The sequence below is a fragment of the Flavobacterium sp. Leaf82 genome (assembly GCF_001422725.1).
In the GTDB taxonomy this organism is placed as follows: Bacteria; Bacteroidota; Bacteroidia; order Flavobacteriales; family Flavobacteriaceae; genus Flavobacterium.
In genome coordinates this window covers 149,731-168,706 of the sequence record NZ_LMMA01000012.1, presented here as the reverse complement: position 1 = coordinate 168,706, position 18,976 = coordinate 149,731, and the positions used below count along the sequence as shown (strand labels likewise).

Below are 18,976 nucleotides of genomic sequence, written 5' to 3'. Positions count from 1 at the left end.
AAATCTAAACTTTAAAAATATTTTTGAAAATCTTAAATAAAAATTACCAAATTAATCTTACCAATGATAAAAAAAATACTCCTTGCCTCTTTATTTCTAAATAGTTTATTGTCTTTTTCGCAGGATATTGTAAGCTCTACGCCTGTTGAATTAAAAAAGAACCGTGACATTTTTCAGGTTGTAAATAATGATAGAAAAGATGTTACTTTATTTGTTAGCGACAAAATAAAGGTAAAAGCGATTCAGCTTAACCAGAACATGCAAATTGTTGATAGTATTTCTACAGAAAGACCAAGTACAAAGACTTATGACACCATGATAGGCTATAATATCAATAATGACAATACAAGATTATTTTGGTCGTCTAATGATAGACAAGATATTATTACTCAATTATTTGATTTTAATTCTAAAAAAGTAGTTACAAAACAATATACTTTGGTTTTAAAAAACGAAAAAGTTTTACAGGAGTTTAGCGAAAATGATAATTTTTATATTTTAAGTGTTGTCAAAAAAAGCAATAATTTTAAACTTCATGTTTTTGATAAAAATGGTGATTATAAAGAGAAAATAATTTCTCTGGAAGGATTTCATTTCTTTAAATCAAATTATGTCAAATCAGATTTATATGGTGTTTTAGAACAAAATTTACTTCCGTATGAAGCTCCCTTTTCTATAGAAAATATCAATGTAAATAATCCAACTTCGTTAACTGATGCTGCAAGCCTGCGTAAATGTTATTTTGACAAAAAACAGCTTGTAATAACTATTGACTTAAATGTAGATTTTACGCAATTGATTATTATTGATCTGGAGAAATTTACAGTTTCTGAAAAAATTATAAAATCAACTTCTATTTCAAAATTAAGCAGTGCAGGATTTCAAAAAAAGATCAGCTCAAATTCTTTTTTGATTGACAACAAATTGTATCAGATAAAAACTTCATCTGACGAGTTTTATTTCACTATAAATGATTTAGAAGGCAATGTAATAAAGGAATACACCACAACGTCTGACACTCCAATTGAATTTAAAAATTCAGAGATTTATCAGGAAGGCGGAGATTTTGGAGGTAAAAGAACGTTAGAAACCAGTTCACAATTTCTTCGAAAAATAAACAATCTACACATCGGTATTTCCTGCTATCATATTGGCGAAAATACGCTAATCACTTTTGGAGGCGCTTCTGCTGTTCAACAATCTGGTGTTCAAGCAGGAATAACAAGTCAGTTTGGGCTAATTGGAGCTTTAGTCGCTGCTACGGTTTTTAATCCAACAATGGAAAGCTTTAATTCTTACTCTAATAGAAAAGTGGTTAAAATCGAGGGTATTTTTGACAAACAAGGAAATCATATCAAAGGCGATTTGCAACCTTTGGCATTTGATAAAATCAGAACTTTCTTTGATAAAAACAATGATGTCTCCTCTCAGATATTATTTAAAATAAACGACTATTATCTAGGATATTACGACAATAAAACGAAAGAATATATCATTAGAAAATTCAACGATTAAAAAACATTAACAATTCCCGGGCTTAAATCCGGGATTTTTTATCTAAAATTACCACTTCTTAGAAATAAGAAAAACATTCTATTAGTTTCAAAACTCAGTAAATGAAAATCACCAAACCACGATTAGCCTTAATCTGCGGAATACTTTGTATTTCGATCTTTCCTATATTGGTAAAACTTAAGTTAGCTCCCGGATTAATTTCGGCTTTTTATCGCATGGCTTTTGCTGTGATTTTGCTTTTGCCTTATGTTCTTTTAACCAAAAACTTTAAACTCCCAAAGACAAAATTTGTGTTATTGGCAGTACTTTGCGGTATTTTATTCTCATCTGATGTTGCGGTTTGGAATATTGCCATTCAGGATTCAAGCGCGACTCAGGCTTCGTTGCTTACAAATTTGTCTCCGCTTTGGGTTGGACTTGGTTCTTTTTTCTTTTTGAAAGTAAGACCGGCAACCAATTTCTGGATTGGAACCGTAGTTTCATTATTGGGAATGATTACTTTGGTTGGTTTTAGCTTTTTTCTGGAGCTGAATTTTGATCAGGCTTTTCTATTTGCGGTTTTATCCGGAATTCTATATTCGATTTATCTTTTGGTGAGCAAAAATGTCCTTTCAGATGTTGATGTTCTTTCTTTTATGACCATTAGTTTATTTGCTTCGACAATATATCTGGGAATACTTTGTTATTGTTTAAATCAGCCTTTTACAGGATTTTCAGACACTGGTTGGTTTGTATTGATTCTTCAGGCTGTAATTTGTCAATTGTGTGCGTGGCTTTCTATCAGTTATGCCACTCAACACATGCGCGCAACGAGGGTTTCACTAAGTTTATTAAGTCAGGCGGTAATTACTTCTATATTAGCTTGGTTGTTTTTAGAAGAACAAATAACTTTACAAATGGTTTTTGGCGGAATCATTTTGCTATTCGGAATCAGGATTACGTTTTATGATAAGACTATTTCTTTGAAGGGATTGTTTGCTAAGAATTAGGATTGAGAATTTGGCCCGCGGATGATACGGGTTTAGATGGATTTACGCAGATTGGTTTTCAATTTGTTGCGGAAAAAGTTTCACGCAGATTCTGTAGATTTATGCATATTCTTTTTTAAATAATTCGTGAATTAGTGGCTAAAAAATTAGTGCAAATTGGTGTAATTCGTGGCAAAAAAATAATTTAATTCGTGGCAAAAAATACCTGAAACCTGAAACAAAAAAACTTGAAACAATTTTTCTATGTTACATAAAAACAAAATACCAAATTTAAAAGTAATCGCATTTGATGCTGATGATACTTTATTTGTAAACGAACCTTACTTTGAAGAAACCGAGCATAAATTTTGTGCTTTAATGGAAGATTATCTTTCGCATCAGGGTATTTCGCAGGAATTATTTAAAATCGAAATTGCAAATTTACCTTTATACGGTTACGGAATCAAAGGTTACATTCTTTCGATGATCGAAGCTGCGATGAATATTTCGAACAATACAATCCCAATTGAGGCGATTGCAAAAATCATTCAATACGGAAAAGAATTACTCGAGAAACCAATCGAGCTTCTGGACGGAGTCGAAGAAACTTTGCAAGCTTTACACGGAAAATACAAATTGGTTGTTGCTACAAAAGGTGACCTAAAAGACCAACACAGCAAACTGCACCGTTCTGGTTTGGGGCATTATTTTCATCATATCGAAGTAATGTCAGACAAACAGGAAATTGATTATGAAAAACTATTAGGGCGTTTAGAAATTCAGGCTAATGAATTCCTGATGATCGGAAACTCTTTAAAATCTGATGTATTGCCGGTTTTAGGAATTGGAGGTTACGCCGTTCATATTCCGTTTCATACCACTTGGGAACACGAAAAAATTAGTCATAAAGTAGAGCATGAACATTTTAGTTCATTCGAAAAAATCATCGAAGTACTTGAGAATTTATCATAATGAAAACACTTTTAGATTTAGAAAACTGGAACAGAAAAGAACATTTTCAGCATTTTAGACAAATGGAAGAGCCTTTTTTTGGTGCAACCGTTCAAATTGATTGTACAAAAGCGTATCAAACGGCAAAAAGTCTCAAAGCTTCTTTCTTTATTTATTATTTACACAAAACATTGGTTGCCGTAAATTCAATCGAGAATTTTAGATATCGAATTGCAAATGACAACATCTATATTAATGATCGTGTCGATGCATCAGCAACAATTGGTCGTGAAGATGGTACTTTTGGGTTTTCATTAATAGAATACAATCCTGATTTTAAAATCTTCGAACAAAATGCTTTGGCCGAAATTGAACGTATTCAAAACACAACAGGACTTTTTACACGATCGTTTGATGATGACAATGTCATTCATTTCTCGGCAATTCCGTGGTTGAATTTTACTGCGCTTTCTCACGCTCGCAGTTACACGTTTCCAGACAGTTGCCCTAAAATTTCTTTTGGCAAAATGATCACTTCAGACAACGGTATACGAACCATCGCGATGTCTGTTCATGTGCATCATGGCTTGATGGATGGTTTGCATATGGGTCAATTTGTAGATACGTTTCAGGAATTAATGAATAGCTAAAAATTCTTTAACCTTATTGTGTTGTTCTTATGGCTTTTATTGGAGAATAATTCTTACGAATAATTGTTGATTTGGGGAAAATTTAAAATCTCAAATAACAATGAAAAAAATTGTAATTGTTCTAGCGTTTTCGCTGGGTTTAACGAACCTTCAGGCACAAACAGAAACACAAAAAAACACGGGAAGTGACTACAATAAATGGTCGATCGAAGTAGCAGGCGGTGTTAATAAACCTCAACGTCCTATGACAGCAGGTTATTATACTTCAACCCCAAGTTTTTATGTTGGAGACCTTGGAGTTAGGTACATGCTAAACAACAAATTTGGTTTGAAGGCTGATTTTGGATACAACAGTTTTACAGGAAAAAACAATTCTATAGACTTTGATTCAAAATACTACAGAGTAGATTTGCAAGGAGTGGCTAACTTAGGAAGAATCATGAATTTTGAAACCTGGACTAAAACGATTGGTTTATTAGGTCATGCAGGTTTTGGATTGGCTCAGTTCGAGAACAAAGATTTACATGTAAAAGACAGAATGGGCAATTTTATTGCTGGTGTAACAGGTCAGGTTAGATTAACTGACAGACTTGCTCTAACAGGTGATTTTACTACTATTCTTAATGCTTCTCAAAACGCGACATTCGATGGCGCAACTACAGGAGACTCAAGAGGTTTTACAGGTATTCTTTTCAACGGTACAGTTGGTTTGAATGTTTATCTAGGAAAAAACACAAAACATGCTGACTGGGTTGTGGTTTCACAAGATTTCGACTCTTCTGTTTTAGAAAACAAAATTGCAGAGCTTGAAGCGTTAGTTAAAAATGCTCCGGAAAAACAAGTAATTATCGAAAAACAAATCAGCGCTCCAGCTGTTAGCGATAAAGACATTGTTAAGGAAATGATTAACGACAAGTATTACAGCGTTTATTTTGACTTTAACAAATCGACTCCAATCGAAAATTCTACTGCAGCAATTGATGTGATGTTAACTTATTTAAGAAAAAACCCATCTGCTTCTATTGACATTATTGGTTATGCTGATCAGGTTGGTAAATCAGAGTACAATGAGAAATTATCAAACACAAGAGCGAATAACGTTAAAACAATTTTCGAAAAAGCAGGTATTGCTTCTTCAAGATTAAACGTTGTTGCTGGCGGAGCTGATACATCTATTCAAAAAGACTCAGAAGAAGCTAGAAGATTGGCAAGAAGAGTTACTTTTAGAGTAAAATAATCTAAGCCTTATTAAAAAATCTAGTCCTGAAGAAAATATTCTTCAGGACTTTTTTTATACCTTTAAGGTAAATCAAATATAGAAAGCTCTTTTTTTAGTAAAACAAAACAACAATTTGATTATCAACGCTTAATTGAAATTGTTTTATAAACTGCCTATTAAGATATAGCAATAAAGAGCATAAAATTTGGAATGATTATTGTCGATAAAATAAACATGAAAAAATTATTACTCTTATTTCTTCTACTATACAAATCAGTACTGTTAAGTCAAACGGTATTGAATTCATATCCTTTAAACCTGAACAATCCTTTAGAAAATGGTCAGGCTCTAAATGTTGAGGATGTTAAAACTCATGATGTTTACGTTTTTGCAGCTGATGATAAAAACATCAACATTTTAAAGTATAATAAATCCCTTTTTCTTACCAATCAGTTTACTGATACTGTAAAATATGTAGATAAAAGAACCTTGATTGGGCACAGCATCAGCGAAGATGGAAACCCTACGCTTTACTGGGGGTCAAAAAACTTAAGAAACTTTCGTATCATAAAATATTATCTGGGAACAAAAACTTCTAAGCCTTTAAATTTTGATTTTCCGGACAATATCGAATATCTTATGACTACGTTTCAAAAAGATAATTCATTCTACGTTATTGCAAAAGAAAAAAACCAACAGCATCTTCTTCTCTATGAATTTAATAATGGAAAATGCGAAATAAAGATGTTCGATTTCTCAGCTTTTTCTTTTCAAAATGTCATAGGTCAAAATCTTAGCTTTAGTGCACTTATTCGCTATTTTCCAATCCAGAAAATAGAGACAAATGATTTTAATACTTTAGACAAAAGCGCGAAACTGATTAAATTGTATGTGCTCGACAAACATCTGCTTTTGACTTTTGACTATAATCAAAAAAAAACACAGGTATTTGATCTTAACCTTGAAACAACAACAGTAACAGAGAAAAACTTTGATCAGCCTGCTTTAAAGAATGACTCTAAAACCTCAAATTCTTTTTATAGCAAGAACAAACTATATCAAATCAATGCTAATAAAGAAGAATTGCTATTTGATATAAAAGATTTCGATTCCGGAAAAACAATCAAAAGTGCTTCAATCTCAAAAAATGACACTGTACCTTTTACAAACTCTTTAATGTTTCTTCAGATCAACAACGAGAAACCTCAGAAATTAAAAACAGTTTCCAAATTTCTACAACGTTTATCACCTTTAAGCGCCGGAGTTTCTGTTTTAGAAAATAACAATGCTATTTATGTAACATTTGGCGGTTTTGTAGAACATATTTATACGGATACATTTTATCCGCCTCGTGATTATATGACTTTTCAGGATTTTGATAATCCTGCATTCCAGAATTACACACAAACTAAAATGGTTTTCTTTGATTCGACGCTAAATTCTAAATATGAATTCATAAACAACAATCAACAAGAACCACTTGCAATTGATAATATCTCGTATTTTTTGAGCATTACTAAAAATGTGTCGCTGCAAAACATTCTAAAATTAAAAGAGTACTATATCCTGAGCTATTATGACACGGCTTCGAGAGAATATATAATACGCAAATTTACAGATGGTTTAATAAGAGAAGATAACGGAAATCCGATTATGAATAAATCCCAATTTTCAAAACCAGCCTCTTTTGGTACCATTAAATCTCGTTAATATTATTGAAAATTAATCCCAATGTCTTGTGTTTCTGGATTTCAAAAAAAAGGGAATGGATTATTTTTTCTAACTTTACAAAAAAGTCATTATTATGTTATCGAAAAATATAGAAGCAGCTTTAAACAAGCAAATTCGCATAGAAGCAGAATCTTCGCAAACTTACCTTGCTATGGCTTGTTGGGCTGAAGTACACGGATTAGAAGGAATTGCGCAATTTATGTACACACAATCAGACGAAGAGCGAGCACATATGCTTAAACTTATTAAGTATATCAACGAACGCGGAGGTCACGCTCAGATTACAGATCTTAAAGCGCCAAAAACATCTTATTCTACATTCAAGGAAATGTTTGAAACTCTTTATAACCATGAAATTTTTGTTTCAGAATCTATCAATGAATTGGTACACATTACTTTTTCAGAAAAAGATTATGCAACTCATAATTTCTTACAATGGTATGTAGCTGAACAAATCGAGGAAGAAGCAACAGCTAAATCTATCTTAGACAAAATCAACTTAATTGGAGATGATAAAGGTGGACTTTATTTGTTCGACCGTGATATTCAGCAATTAACGGTTACAAGCTCAATTGCTATTAACCCAAAATAAAAAAAGTTAAAGTTTATTTAGAATTTATAAAAATAACATTTTTCTTTTATATTTGCTTCTGTTTTTAAATACGGAGGAAAATTGGGCAAGAAAGAAAAAGATAAGGACAAAAAAAAGGATAAAAAGAAAAAGAAGAATTCAGCTATCCTTGACAAGATTAAAAAGTTGGAAAACTGTAAATCTTCTTGTTGTGAGAAATACAAAAAAAGCGAAAAGAAACGCTGCTCGCGTTGTCCTATGTTTGATTTATTCAAAAAAACTGCTTAACAAAATATATACAAAACCCACCAAGAAATTTGGTGGGTTTTTAGTTTAAAGTATCATTTTCTTTTTATTTTAATAACACGCCAAATTCAATTATGAAAAACAAAATTATAATACCCAAATCCAGTCTTGATTTTTTGACCCAACTCAAAGAGAACAATAATAAACCCTGGTTTGAGGCAAATAAACCCATTTATTTAAAAGAATTAAATCATATTGAAACGTTTGCAGGTGCTTTGCTTGAGGAACTCTCTAAAACCGATGTTTTAGAAACAGCTTCCGGCAAAAAAAGTGTTTATAGAATTTATCGTGATATTCGGTTTGCCAAAGACAAAACCCCTTTTAAAAACTATTGGGGCGGCAGCTTTACAAGAGCAACAAAGGAAAGACGCGGCGGATATTATTTTCATCTGGAAGAAGGAAACAGTTTTGTCGCAGCTGCTTTCTGGGGACCAAATGCTGCGGATTTAAAGCGCCTTAGAAGCGAATTTGCCCACGATCCTGAACCAATGCAAAAGATACTGAAATCAAAATCCTTTGTTGATACTTTCGGCACTTTACAAGGCGAACAGCTTAAAACAGCACCAAAAGGTTATGACGTAAATCATAAAGCTATCGATTTGCTTCGTTACAAGCAGTTTTTGATTATGAAACGTTTCACAGATCAAGAAGTATTAAGTCCGCTTTTTTTAGAACAGGCGTTGGAAACTTGTAAAAACATGCGCCCTTTTTTAGATTATATGAGTGAAGTACTTACAACGGATATTAATGGAGCTTCTATTTTATAATTACATTTCAAAACAATATTAAACCCGACAGTCCCGAAGTCTCGGGATTAAAACCTGTCGGGTTTGAATATCAAATTTGGTTAAACGTTATTTACTAAGCAACAAAATCTCATTCACAATAACTTCGGTCACGTATTTTTTTTCACCGTTTTTATCATCGTAACTTCTGTGGGTTAATTTTCCTTCGATTGCAACTTCTTTGCCTTTTACTACATATTTCTCTATAATTTCGGCAGTTTTTCCCCATGCAGTAACACGATGCCACTCGGTTTGTTCTACTTTTTCACCTTTATCATTGGTATATCTTTCATTTGTGGCAATGGTTAAATGTGCCAGTTTTCTTCCGTTCTCCAATGTTTTAATTTCCGGATCATTTCCTGCATTACCAATTAATTGTACTCTGTTTTTCATTGCATTCATGGCGTATAATATTTAAATGTTCGTGTAATAGAATTCGTTTATCAAATTCAACAAGGCAAAGATGCGACGGGTTCAAAAAATTAATCGGTTGTAAACTAATTACTTTCGGTTGTAACTATTTGTAAGCGTTTGTAAATGGAATCATTTTTTTGTATATTTAACAGAAATCATACTACAATGCAAACACAAATCAATAAAGTCGAATTAAGAAATTTAGAATTCGACGACTATCAGCAGTTAAAAAATTCAATGGTTGAATCTTATCCAGAAATGGCAAATTCGTACTGGAGATCTAATGACATAAAAAAATTACTATCAATATTTCCTGAAGGCCAACTTGTTATATTAGTTGACGGTATAGTTGTAGGATCAGCATTATCGCTAATTGTCGATGAAAAATTAGTCGATAAGAGACACAACTACAAACAAATTATTGGCGATTATAGTTTTTCAACCCATAATCCGGATGGGGAAATATTGTACGGTATAGACGTTTTTATCCACCCTAATTATCGCGGCTTGCGTTTAGGCCGCCGTTTATATGATACTCGTAAAGAACTTTGTGAGCAATTGAACCTAAAAGCGATTGTTTTTGCAGGGAGAATTCCAAATTATTCTCAGCATGCAAAAAAAATGACCCCAAAAGTTTATATCGACAAAGTAAAACACAAAGAATTACACGACCCAGTACTTTCATTTCAGTTAAGTAATGATTTTCACGTATTGAGAATTATCAAAAACTATCTGGAAGGTGACGAAGAATCTAAAGAATTTGCTGTTCTTTTAGAATGGAATAATGTTTATTATGATGAAAGTCCAAAACTAATCAATCTTGAAAAAAGCGTCATTCGTTTAGGATTGGTGCAATGGCAAATGCGTCAGTTAAATAATCTGGAAGAATTTTTTGAACAATCAGAGTTTTTTATCGATGTTGTTTCTGGTTATGGTTCTGATTTTGCACTATTTCCGGAATTATTTATTGCGCCTTTAATGGCAGATTACAATCATTTATCTGAAGCTGAAGCCATTCGTGAACTTGCCAGATATTCTGACCCAATCAGGAAACGTTTTCAGGAATTTGCTATTTCTTATAATATCAATATTATTACCGGAAGTATGCCGCTTTTAGAAAATGGAAACTTGTATAATGTTGGCTTTTTGTGTAAAAGAGACGGAACATCAGAAATGTATACCAAAATTCACGTTACACCAAACGAAGTACAACATTGGGGAATGAAAGGCGGATCACAATTTAAAACCTTTGATACGGATTGCGGTAAAATTGGAATCCTGATCTGTTATGATGTTGAGTTTCCGGAACTTTCGCGAATTCTGGCTAACGAAGGAATGAATATTTTGTTTGTTCCGTTTTTAACCGATACTCAAAACGCTTATACCAGAGTAAAACACTGTTCTCAGGCACGTGCGATAGAAAACGAATGTTATGTTGCTATTGCCGGTTGTGTTGGTAATTTGCCAAAAGTAAATAATATGGACATTCAATATGCGCAGGCATCTGTATTTACACCTTCGGATTTTGCTTTTCCAAGTAATGGTATAAAAGCCGAGGCAACTCCTAATACTGAAATGACTTTGATTGTTGATGTCGATTTAAACTTACTTAAACAACTTCACGAACACGGAAGTGTCAGGATTTTAAAAGATCGACGTACTGATTTATACGAAATAAAAAAGATCGAGGCATGAAAACATGTCTCGAGTGTTCCGAAAAAATTGTTGGCCGTGAAGACAAAAAATTCTGTTCAGACAGTTGTAGAAATGCTTACAACAATAAAATAAATAAGGATAGTAATAATTTCATGCGGAATGTAAACAACAAATTACGAAAAAATTACCGTATTTTGTCTGAATTAAATACTGACGGAAAATCTAAAGCAACACGAGATAAAATGATCAATAAAGGTTTTGATTTCGAATTCTTTACTAATATCTTGCAGACCAAAACAGGAAATACCTACTATTTTCTGTATGATCAGGGATATCGATCTTTGGACAATGATTATTTTATGCTTGTTAAAAAAGAAATATAGTACGTAATGAAGAAAAACCCCACCTCAATTCTGGCCATAGTCTGCGTTTTAGCAATTCTAGGCATCATATACGCCTCGATGATGCCACAATGGATTTCGAAAGACGAAGAAGCTCTTGCAGAATTTTCTACCGAAAGAGCGCTGAACCAAGTAGAAATTATCGCTCAAAAACCACACTATGTTGGTTCAACCAATCATGAACTGGTTGCGAATTATCTAAAACTTGAACTTAACAGGATTGGCTTAGAAACTTCTGTTCAGGAAGGTTTTACTCTTAACGGTAAAGGCCTTTTAGTAAAATCTAAAAACATACTGGCACGAATAAAAGGGACAAACAATTCAAAAGCACTATTATTATTATCACATTATGACAGTGCGCCGCATTCATTTTCTAAAGGTGCAAGCGACGATGCCTCAGGAGTAGCAACAATATTAGAAGGGATTCGTGCTTTTTTATACGCCAAGCAACCCCATAAAAATGACATCATTATTCTTTTTTCTGATGCCGAAGAATTAGGACTTAATGGAGCCGCACTTTTCGTAAACAAACATCCTTGGGCAAAAGAAGTTGGTCTGGTCATTAATTTTGAAGCGAGAGGTTCTTCAGGACCAAGTTATATGCTAATGGAAACCAACAAAGGCAATGAAGCTCTGGTAAAAGAATTTTCTAATGCAAAAACTAAATATCCGGTTTCAAATTCCTTGATGTACAGTATCTACAAAATGCTGCCAAATGATACTGATCTAACGGTTTTCAGAGAACAAGGAAAGATACAAGGATTCAATTTTGCCTTTATCGACGGACATTACAATTACCACACGCAACAAGACGATGTTCAGCATTTAAGCAAAACAACTCTTGCTCATCAGGGAACTTACCTGATGCCTTTATTAAAATATTTTTCGAATGCTGACTTAAATAAAACAGACTCTACGGGAGACAATGTTTATTTTAGTGCTCCTTTTGCCTTTATAAATTATCCGTTTAGCTGGGTTTTTCCAATGACCGTTATAGCTTTAGGGTTATTGATTCTTTTTATCTTTATTGGCAAAGCAAAACGTGTTATTACTTTCAGGGAAATTTTTAGAGGATTTGTTCCGCTTTTGGGATCAATCGTTATTTCTGGATTAGTTACCTTTTTGGGCTGGAAAATTATTTTAGAAATATACCCTCAATATTCAGATCTCCTTAATGGGTTTACTTATAATGGTCACGCTTATATTGGCGCTTTTGTAACGTTAAGTATTGCTGTTTCTTTTGCTTTTTATCATCATTTTTCAGAAGCAAAAATTACAATGAATCACTTTGTAGCACCTTTATTGCTTTGGATTATTATAAATGCATTTTTAGCAAATAGCTTAACTGGCGCGGGTTTCCTGATTATTCCGGTTTATTTTGGAATTCTGTTATTCGGTATTTTCGTTCTTACTCAGCATTACAGTCTGGGCATGAACTTGCTGTTTAGCATACCAGCATTAGCCATTGTAGCGCCTTTTATAGTAATGTTTCCTGTAGGTTTGGGACTTAAAATTCTTTACGGCAGTGCAGTTCTTACTGTTCTTCTTTTTGGATTATTACTGCCAATCTTTGGAGCGTTCTTTAAAAAAGGAGCCTGGACAATGTTCTTCTTCGCTGTATCCATAGGATTTTTTATCTATGCAGGTTATCATTCCGGTTATGAACACGGAAAAGCAAAATCAAACAGTTTGCTATATATTTATAATACCAATACAAACTCTGCACTTTGGGCAACTTATGATGTGAATTTAGACGAATGGACTAAGTCCTATCTGGGAGAAAAAAATCAAAAAGCTGTGGGTTTAAATGCTCTTCCGCTTACAAGTAAATACAATTCAGGCTTTACATACAGCGCAATTGCTCCGGTTGTCGAAATTCCTAAACCTACAATTGCATTCTTAAAAGACAGTGTTGTAGGGAATAATAGATATCTGAAGATTAAAATTACTCCAAACAGAAAAGTGAATCGTTATGATATTTATGCGAATCCAAAAATGACTTTGTTTAATTTTAAAGCTAACGGAGTTTCAACTTCTGGTCAAAAAGGAAATCGTTTAGAACGCGACGGCAGTAAAATTATCTGTTATTATGTTGTGGGCAACGAACCTCTTGTAATGGAATTCTACATTAATAAATCGTCTATTTTTGACATGGATTTAATCGAAAGTTCTTTCGATCTAATGACAAATCCGTTATTGCAGATAAAACCAAGAAGCGACTGGATGATGCCAACTCCTTTTGTCTTGAACGATGCGGTATTAATTCAGCAGAAAATAAAAAAATATACAGCGCCAGTAGCCACTATTCCAGCCGCAAGAGTAGTAAAAGATAGTACTGTTACTGCAAAAGACAGCTTAAAACCTATTGTAAAACCACAATAAAGCACTTGTTATGGCAACAAATATTTCAACAATCTATCTTGACGCTCCAATCGATAAAGTCTGGAACACATTGACAAAGCCAGAATTAGTCAAACAATGGCAATACGGAAGTGATTTAATTACAGATTGGAAAATTGGTAACGAAATAAGATTTAAAAACGAATGGGAAGGTCAGGTTTTTGAACAATGGGGAACCATTTTAGAAGTTGTTACAAATAAGAAAATCAAATATTCTCTATTTTTCCCAAGACCGGAACTAGAAGACAAACCGGAGAATTACTTTATAATGAGTTATATTCTATCTGAAGAAAATCAGAAAATAAAACTTGAAATCATTCAGGAAGACAATCGCTCCGGCGCCGTTCAGGAAAGACCACAAGGCGAAGAAAATCCAATTCTTCAAGGTCTAAAAGCCTTAATCGAATTATAGCGATTGAATAAAAACACAAAAGGGCAAGTTTCAAATAGAAACCTGCCCTTTTTCATTTAACAAGCACATTCAATCCTTAACCCGGATTGTTTTCCTTTTGTACCTTCGGTGGCGTAACCGTCAAACTTCCACCACTCGATTCCACCTATTAATTCTTTTACCCTGAATCCAAGTTTTGCCATATTCAAAGCTCCTTTTGTCGAAGCATTGCAGCCAATTCCGTCGCAATACGTTACATATAAAACTTCTTTGTCTAAATGTTTAGTAGTTTCGATTGTCATTTCACGATGCGGGATATTAATCGCTGTCGGGATATGTTCTGCTTCATAACCAAAAGCTTTTCTGGCGTCTAAAGCAATTATTTTCTCGCCGTTATTTAAGGCATCAAATAAATCCGAAGGATCCATTTCGAATGCCAGTTTATTTTCATAGTGTTTAATTTGATCTTCCATTTTTATAGTTTTATAGTTTTTTTTCAAAAGTAGTCGAAGGAATCTTTCGATAAAAACGAAAAGAATTCATCAACTTGATTACTTTATTTCATAGAAAACCCATTCTAAATTTTTGTTTCTTTGTGTACTAACTTTCAAAAGATGGAAATTCGTCATTTACGATTAATAAAAGCAATTGTTGAAGAAGGAAGCATTACCAAAGCGATAGATAAATTGCATTTGACACAATCAGCCTTAAGCCATCAACTTAAAGAAGCCGAATATCAATTGGGAACTCCTGTTTTTTTAAGAACCAATAAAAAGTTGGTTTTAACCAAAGCAGGCGAAAAAATCTATGAACTTGCCAATGAAATTCTGGAAAAGCTCACGAAAACCGAATCTCAAATCAAGCAAATGGTTTATGGGGAACATGGCGAAATCAGAATTAGTACAGAATGTTTTTCGAGTTACCACTGGCTGCCACCGGTTTTAAAACAATTTCACCTTTTATATCCCAATGTCGACTTGAAAATCGTAACAGAAGCAACACATATTCCGTTACAAAAATTACTCGAAAATGTAATTGATATTGCCATTATCAGCGATCAGATCAAAGACAATAACATCAAGTATATCGAACTTTTTCAGGATGAAGTTGTCATGGCTGTTTCTGAAAATCATGCCTGGGCAAATAAAAAATATGTAGTTGCCGAAGATTTTGTAAACGAACATCTACTGATTCATTCTCTTCCTATGGAAACGGTTACGATTCATCAGTTTGTTTTGGCTCCAGCCAAAGTAACTCCCAAAAAGGTTACTCCGCTCCCATTGACCGAAGCTTCTCTCGAAATGGTTAAAGCCGATATGGGCGTTATGTCTATGGCAAAATGGGCATTGTTACCACATTTAAAAAACAATCCAATTAAAGCCATTAAAATTGGCAAGAATGGTTTGAAAAGAAAACACTTTATCGCGATTCGGGAAAATCAGCAATATCCGGACTATTTCTATCACTTTATTACTTTTTTACAAAACGAAATCAACCTGCAATGGAATATTCAATAAGGAATTGCGAACTCTCTGATTTGCCAAAACTGGTCATTTTATGTCACAAACATGCTGAATACGAGAAAGCCGATTTTTCTCTGGAAGGAAAAGAACAAAAGTTAAAAGAAGCTTTGTTTGGTGAACATCCAAAATTGTTTTGTTTAGTTGTAGCAACAAACGAAACCATTGTGGGTTATGTATCGTATACTTTTGATTTTTCGACTTGGGATGCAGCAACTTTCATTTATATGGATTGTTTGTTTTTAGAACCAAAAGCCAGAAATTTTGGCATTGGTGAAATCTTAATCGAAAAATTAAAACAGAAAGGAATCGAAAAAAACTGCATCAACATTCAATGGCAAACGCCTGAATTTAACGAAGGAGCGATAAAATTCTATAACCGAATTGGCGCAAAAGGAAAAGATAAAGTTCGATTTACGTTGGATCTAAAAAAATAATCCCGCAAAGTCGCGCAAAGTTTTCTTTAAACTTGTCATCCAGAGCGAAGTCGAAGGATACGTAAAAAGCTCCGTTTAGTAAGTCGCCAATCTTTATAGAATTACTTGTGTGTCCTTCGACTTCGCTCAGGATGACAAAACCTTTGTAACTTTGCATCTCTAAACCTTTGAATCTTTAAAAACCTCTGAACCTTAAAAAAAATGACACAAATAAGCATATTAGGCTGCGGATGGTTAGGTTTGCCTTTAGCCAAAAAATTAATCGAAAAAGGATATACGGTAAACGGATCAACAACTTCTGAAAACAAACTTTCGGTTTTAGAAAATGTTGGAATAAATCCTTTTATTGTCATCCTGAGCGAAGTCGAAGCAGCACTTGAAAGCGAAAGTTTTTCAGAAAGTATAAATGCTTTTTTAGCTAATAGTGAAATCTTAATTATTGATATTCCGCCTAAATTACGAGGAACTAATGCTGATTCTTCAGATCCCTACAGAAAGATTTTTGTAGAAAAAATAGAAAGCCTAATTCCGTTTATAGAAAAATCAGCGGTAAAAAAAGTGCTTTTTGTAAGTTCAACTTCTGTTTACGGCGATGAAAATGGGCTTATAACAGAAGAAACAAATCCTAATCCGGAAACCGAAAGCGGCAAACAATTGCTTTTGGCGGAAGCTATTCTTCAAAAAAATCAAAACTTCGAAACTACAATTTTGCGTTTTGGAGGTTTGATTGGCGAAGATCGTCATCCGGTAAAATTTCTGGCAGGAAAAGAAAACCTCGAAAATCGAGACGCTCCTGTAAACTTAATTCATCAGGATGATTGCATCAGAATCATTGAAGAAATCATCAATCAATCAAAATGGAATGAGGTTTTTAATGCTGTTGCTCCTTTTCATCCCACAAGAGAAGAATATTATACGCAACAAGCAAAAAATCAAAATTTGGTTTTACCGAAGTTTAGTGCTGAAAAATCAAATATCAAAAAGGTTATTTCGAGCGAAAAAACCACAAATAGTTTGAGTTACCAGTTTAGTTTAGAAAATTACTAAAAGTCCACAATGTCAGGCTGAGCGAAGTCGAAGCCCACGTTTCATAAGCCTTCGACTTCGCTCAGAATGAAAATCAGATAAAAGAAAAATCTCTGTGATAAAAAACTATAAGCTTAAATTACTTTTATAACTTATATGGTTTAAAAAACTTTACGAACTTTACAGTAAAAAAACATGGAAACTGTATACATCAACTCGCCTTTAGGAATCACCAAAATTGTTGGGGACGAAGATGGTGTTTCTGTAATTTCCGTTTCTGATGTTGGTACAAACGAAGTTTCTCAGGAAATTCCGAAAGTTTTAAAAGAAGCTGTTTCTCAGCTTGAGGAATACTTCAATAAAAAAAGAACCGACTTCGATTTCAAACTTAATCCACAAGGAACTGAATTTCAGCAGAAAGTCTGGAAATCACTATTAGAAATTCCGTACGGAAAAACCATTAGTTATATGGATCAAACCAAAAAGCTTGGCGATGTAAAAGCGATTCGAGCCGTTGCATCAGCAAATGGTAAAAATCCGCTTTGGATTGTGGTTCCATGTCATCGGGTTATTGGCACAAATGGTTCTTTAACTGGTTATGCCGGAGGATTATCCCGCAAGAAATGGCTTCTCGAACATGAAAACCCAACAACTCAGCAGAGTTTATTCTAGTTTTTTTCAGCATGAATTCACGAATTATACTAATTTTTTCTCTATTAAGCTTTTTCAATAATTACATTTTATTTAAGAAAATTCATTCAAAAAAAATGATTGATAGTAGATAAAAATCAAATTTGTGTATATTTATAACGGCAAAGAATTAGTGTAATTTATGAAACTCGTGGCAAAACCACTGGAAAAAATATGATTGAAAAAATAAACCTTAACAACATTCTATTTCTCGATATAGAAACGGTTCCTGAAGAGGAGAACTTTAATTCGCTTGATGCAGAAATGCAATCGCTTTGGGATCATAAAACACAATATCAAAGAAAAGAGGATTATACACCAGAAGAATTTTACGATCGTGCTGGAATTTGGGCAGAGTTCGGGAAGATTGTTTGCATATCGGTTGGCTATTTTACTATCAAAGGCGATATCAGGAATTTTAGAGTAACATCGTTTTTTGGCGATGAAAAGAAGATTTTAAAGGATTTTAATAATTTACTGAACAATCATTACAATCAGCCACAACATATTTTATGCGGACATAATGCTAAAGAATTTGATATTCCGTTTATTGCCCGAAGAATGATTATCAACCAAATTGCGATTCCGGACAAACTGAATTTATTTGGAAAAAAACCTTGGGAAATTGCACATTTAGATACTTTAGAATTATGGAAGTTTGGCGATTACAAACATTTTACTTCTTTAAAATTACTAACTAAAATCCTTGGCATTCCTTCTCCAAAAGGAGATATCGACGGAAGTCAGGTTGGACATGTTTATTATGTAGAAAAAGATATTGATCGAATTGTAACGTATTGCGAAAAAGATACGATTGCAGTAGCGCAAATTTTCCTGCGTTTGCGTCGTGAAGATTTATTGATAGATGATGAAATTATTCATGTATAGGATTATTTATGAAAAACAAAATTCTATTTTATTGTCTATTTCTAATTGGATTTATTTCAATTTTCCTTCCTTTTAATAAAGAAAGCGCTATTGGCTGTGGGTATGAAGCCTCAATTGTCCATTCTTACAACCAAAACTTATTTGAAGCTTATATAAAAAATCTAGCCATTTTAAAATTAGACTTTGTAAATATCCTTGACATTATATTTTCAAGTTTATTTATCCTCTCTATTATAATCCCAGTAATTTTATTTTCTCATAAGAAACATATAGCTCTGATTATCATAAACTTATTTTCCCTTCTTACACTTCTTTTAATAGGTTTCAGCCGTAATTTTGACGATGATTTATTATTTGGTTATTACATTTTAGTGTCACAACAAATTGTTCTATTATCGTTACAACTTAAAATAATACCTGATAATCGTATAAAGACAATTAATTAACTCTAATTAAT

21 protein-coding genes are annotated in these 18,976 nt (G+C 33.3%); 19 read left to right on the top strand and 2 right to left on the bottom strand.

What is annotated here, in order from left to right; genetic code table 11:
• The first annotated feature begins 63 nt into the window (after window positions 1-63).
• The 9 genes from ASF10_RS09330 (at window position 64) to ASF10_RS09290 (ending at window position 8,678) form a co-directional block, all read left to right on the top strand.
• Window positions 64-1,515: a hypothetical protein gene (locus tag ASF10_RS09330; RefSeq protein ID WP_131726522.1), complete on the top strand. Its 1,452-nt coding sequence runs from the start codon at window positions 64-66 to the stop codon at window positions 1,513-1,515.
• 101 nt (window positions 1,516-1,616) lie between these two features.
• Window positions 1,617-2,504 carry a DMT family transporter gene (locus ASF10_RS09325; RefSeq protein ID WP_056248060.1) on the top strand — a complete coding sequence of 296 codons (888 nt, stop codon included), beginning with the start codon at window positions 1,617-1,619 and terminating at the stop codon, window positions 2,502-2,504.
• Window positions 2,505-2,747: 243 nt separating this feature from the next.
• On the top strand, window positions 2,748-3,455 hold the full coding sequence (locus ASF10_RS09320; RefSeq protein ID WP_056248058.1) for an HAD family hydrolase: 708 nt from the start codon (window positions 2,748-2,750) through the stop codon (window positions 3,453-3,455).
• Window positions 3,455-4,084, top strand: a complete 630-nt coding sequence (locus ASF10_RS09315) for a chloramphenicol acetyltransferase (protein WP_056248057.1) — start codon at window positions 3,455-3,457, stop codon at window positions 4,082-4,084. The genes ASF10_RS09320 and ASF10_RS09315 overlap by 1 nt, the downstream gene beginning before the upstream one ends.
• Window positions 4,085-4,184: 100 nt before the next feature.
• The gene (locus ASF10_RS09310) at window positions 4,185-5,321 is read left to right on the top strand and encodes an OmpA family protein (RefSeq protein WP_056248054.1); all 1,137 of its coding nucleotides are present in this window, start codon (window positions 4,185-4,187) and stop codon (window positions 5,319-5,321) included.
• Between the two features lie 216 nt (window positions 5,322-5,537).
• Window positions 5,538-7,013, top strand: a complete 1,476-nt coding sequence (locus tag ASF10_RS09305) for a hypothetical protein (RefSeq protein ID WP_056248051.1) — start codon at window positions 5,538-5,540, stop codon at window positions 7,011-7,013.
• Window positions 7,014-7,107: 94 nt separating this feature from the next.
• Window positions 7,108-7,626: a ferritin gene (locus ASF10_RS09300; RefSeq protein ID WP_056248048.1), complete on the top strand. Its 519-nt coding sequence runs from the start codon at window positions 7,108-7,110 to the stop codon at window positions 7,624-7,626.
• 81 nt (window positions 7,627-7,707) lie between these two features.
• The gene (locus ASF10_RS09295; protein WP_082472411.1) at window positions 7,708-7,893 is read left to right on the top strand and encodes a hypothetical protein; all 186 of its coding nucleotides are present in this window, start codon (window positions 7,708-7,710) and stop codon (window positions 7,891-7,893) included.
• 92 nt (window positions 7,894-7,985) lie between these two features.
• A complete protein-coding gene (locus tag ASF10_RS09290) occupies window positions 7,986-8,678 on the top strand; it encodes a DUF2461 domain-containing protein (protein WP_056248043.1) in 693 nt (230 codons plus the stop codon).
• 87 nt (window positions 8,679-8,765) lie between these two features.
• Here the strand turns inward: ASF10_RS09290 and ASF10_RS09285 are convergent, their stop codons facing one another.
• A complete protein-coding gene (locus ASF10_RS09285; protein WP_056248040.1) occupies window positions 8,766-9,098 on the bottom strand; it encodes a single-stranded DNA-binding protein in 333 nt (110 codons plus the stop codon).
• Window positions 9,099-9,275: 177 nt separating this feature from the next.
• Between ASF10_RS09285 and ASF10_RS09280 the strand changes: the two genes are divergently transcribed.
• Genes ASF10_RS09280 through ASF10_RS09265 form a run of 4 tightly spaced genes read left to right on the top strand, consistent with a single transcriptional unit; the run spans window position 9,276 to window position 13,979 of the window.
• Entirely contained in the window at window positions 9,276-10,805 is a 1,530-nt protein-coding gene (locus ASF10_RS09280; protein ID WP_056248039.1) for a carbon-nitrogen hydrolase family protein, read from the top strand.
• Complete coding sequence (locus ASF10_RS09275) at window positions 10,802-11,149, top strand: hypothetical protein (protein ID WP_056248037.1); 348 nt, start codon at window positions 10,802-10,804, stop codon at window positions 11,147-11,149. Before ASF10_RS09280 ends, ASF10_RS09275 begins: the two co-directional genes overlap by 4 nt.
• Before the next feature lie 6 nt (window positions 11,150-11,155).
• Window positions 11,156-13,549 (top strand): M28 family peptidase, encoded by a 2,394-nt coding sequence (locus ASF10_RS09270; protein WP_082472410.1) that lies wholly within the window; start codon window positions 11,156-11,158, stop codon window positions 13,547-13,549.
• A gap of 10 nt (window positions 13,550-13,559) precedes the next feature.
• Window positions 13,560-13,979, top strand: a complete 420-nt coding sequence (locus ASF10_RS09265) for an SRPBCC family protein (RefSeq protein WP_056248031.1) — start codon at window positions 13,560-13,562, stop codon at window positions 13,977-13,979.
• A 56-nt stretch (window positions 13,980-14,035) separates the two neighbouring features.
• Here the strand turns inward: ASF10_RS09265 and ASF10_RS09260 are convergent, their stop codons facing one another.
• Window positions 14,036-14,431, bottom strand: a complete 396-nt coding sequence (locus ASF10_RS09260; protein WP_056248028.1) for a rhodanese-like domain-containing protein — start codon at window positions 14,429-14,431, stop codon at window positions 14,036-14,038.
• Window positions 14,432-14,572: 141 nt separating this feature from the next.
• Here ASF10_RS09260 and ASF10_RS09255 point away from each other — a divergent pair, with 141 nt between their 5' ends.
• The 6 genes from ASF10_RS09255 to ASF10_RS09225 all read left to right on the top strand — a co-directional run bounded on the left by ASF10_RS09255 (window position 14,573) and on the right by ASF10_RS09225 (window position 18,965).
• Entirely contained in the window at window positions 14,573-15,475 is a 903-nt protein-coding gene (locus tag ASF10_RS09255; protein WP_056248026.1) for a LysR family transcriptional regulator, read from the top strand.
• Entirely contained in the window at window positions 15,460-15,915 is a 456-nt protein-coding gene (locus ASF10_RS09250; RefSeq protein ID WP_056248024.1) for a GNAT family N-acetyltransferase, read from the top strand. Before ASF10_RS09255 ends, ASF10_RS09250 begins: the two co-directional genes overlap by 16 nt.
• A 201-nt stretch (window positions 15,916-16,116) precedes the next feature.
• On the top strand, window positions 16,117-16,962 hold the full coding sequence (locus ASF10_RS09240; protein WP_056248018.1) for an SDR family oxidoreductase: 846 nt from the start codon (window positions 16,117-16,119) through the stop codon (window positions 16,960-16,962).
• Window positions 16,963-17,136: 174 nt separating this feature from the next.
• Window positions 17,137-17,613: a methylated-DNA--[protein]-cysteine S-methyltransferase gene (locus tag ASF10_RS09235; RefSeq protein WP_056248016.1), complete on the top strand. Its 477-nt coding sequence runs from the start codon at window positions 17,137-17,139 to the stop codon at window positions 17,611-17,613.
• Window positions 17,614-17,805: 192 nt separating this feature from the next.
• On the top strand, window positions 17,806-18,519 hold the full coding sequence (locus ASF10_RS09230) for a 3'-5' exonuclease (RefSeq protein ID WP_056248012.1): 714 nt from the start codon (window positions 17,806-17,808) through the stop codon (window positions 18,517-18,519).
• An 8-nt stretch (window positions 18,520-18,527) separates the two neighbouring features.
• Window positions 18,528-18,965, top strand: a complete 438-nt coding sequence (locus ASF10_RS09225) for a hypothetical protein (RefSeq protein WP_056248009.1) — start codon at window positions 18,528-18,530, stop codon at window positions 18,963-18,965.
• Window positions 18,966-18,976: the final 11 nt, after the last annotated feature.

Bases quoted from the DNA above. Each gene is read 5' to 3' on its own strand.
- ASF10_RS09275 (WP_056248037.1), top strand. From the start codon at position 10,802: ATGAAAACATGTCTCGAGTGTTCCGAAAAAATTGTTGGCCGTGAAGAC.
- ASF10_RS09290 (WP_056248043.1), top strand. From the start codon at position 7,986: ATGAAAAACAAAATTATAATACCCAAATCCAGTCTTGATTTTTTGACC.
- ASF10_RS09330 (WP_131726522.1), top strand. From the start codon at position 64: ATGATAAAAAAAATACTCCTTGCCTCTTTATTTCTAAATAGTTTATTG.
- ASF10_RS09270 (WP_082472410.1), top strand. From the start codon at position 11,156: ATGAAGAAAAACCCCACCTCAATTCTGGCCATAGTCTGCGTTTTAGCA.
- ASF10_RS09305 (WP_056248051.1), top strand. From the start codon at position 5,538: ATGAAAAAATTATTACTCTTATTTCTTCTACTATACAAATCAGTACTG.
- ASF10_RS09300 (WP_056248048.1), top strand. From the start codon at position 7,108: ATGTTATCGAAAAATATAGAAGCAGCTTTAAACAAGCAAATTCGCATA.
- ASF10_RS09265 (WP_056248031.1), top strand. From the start codon at position 13,560: ATGGCAACAAATATTTCAACAATCTATCTTGACGCTCCAATCGATAAA.
- ASF10_RS09255 (WP_056248026.1), top strand. From the start codon at position 14,573: ATGGAAATTCGTCATTTACGATTAATAAAAGCAATTGTTGAAGAAGGA.
- ASF10_RS09240 (WP_056248018.1), top strand. From the start codon at position 16,117: ATGACACAAATAAGCATATTAGGCTGCGGATGGTTAGGTTTGCCTTTA.
- ASF10_RS09320 (WP_056248058.1), top strand. From the start codon at position 2,748: ATGTTACATAAAAACAAAATACCAAATTTAAAAGTAATCGCATTTGAT.
- ASF10_RS09315 (WP_056248057.1), top strand. From the start codon at position 3,455: ATGAAAACACTTTTAGATTTAGAAAACTGGAACAGAAAAGAACATTTT.
- ASF10_RS09325 (WP_056248060.1), top strand. From the start codon at position 1,617: ATGAAAATCACCAAACCACGATTAGCCTTAATCTGCGGAATACTTTGT.
- ASF10_RS09230 (WP_056248012.1), top strand. From the start codon at position 17,806: ATGATTGAAAAAATAAACCTTAACAACATTCTATTTCTCGATATAGAA.
- ASF10_RS09260 (WP_056248028.1), bottom strand. From the start codon at position 14,431: ATGGAAGATCAAATTAAACACTATGAAAATAAACTGGCATTCGAAATG.
- ASF10_RS09285 (WP_056248040.1), bottom strand. From the start codon at position 9,098: ATGAATGCAATGAAAAACAGAGTACAATTAATTGGTAATGCAGGAAAT.
- ASF10_RS09250 (WP_056248024.1), top strand. From the start codon at position 15,460: ATGGAATATTCAATAAGGAATTGCGAACTCTCTGATTTGCCAAAACTG.
- ASF10_RS09280 (WP_056248039.1), top strand. From the start codon at position 9,276: ATGCAAACACAAATCAATAAAGTCGAATTAAGAAATTTAGAATTCGAC.
- ASF10_RS09310 (WP_056248054.1), top strand. From the start codon at position 4,185: ATGAAAAAAATTGTAATTGTTCTAGCGTTTTCGCTGGGTTTAACGAAC.
- ASF10_RS09225 (WP_056248009.1), top strand. From the start codon at position 18,528: ATGAAAAACAAAATTCTATTTTATTGTCTATTTCTAATTGGATTTATT.
- ASF10_RS09235 (WP_056248016.1), top strand. From the start codon at position 17,137: ATGGAAACTGTATACATCAACTCGCCTTTAGGAATCACCAAAATTGTT.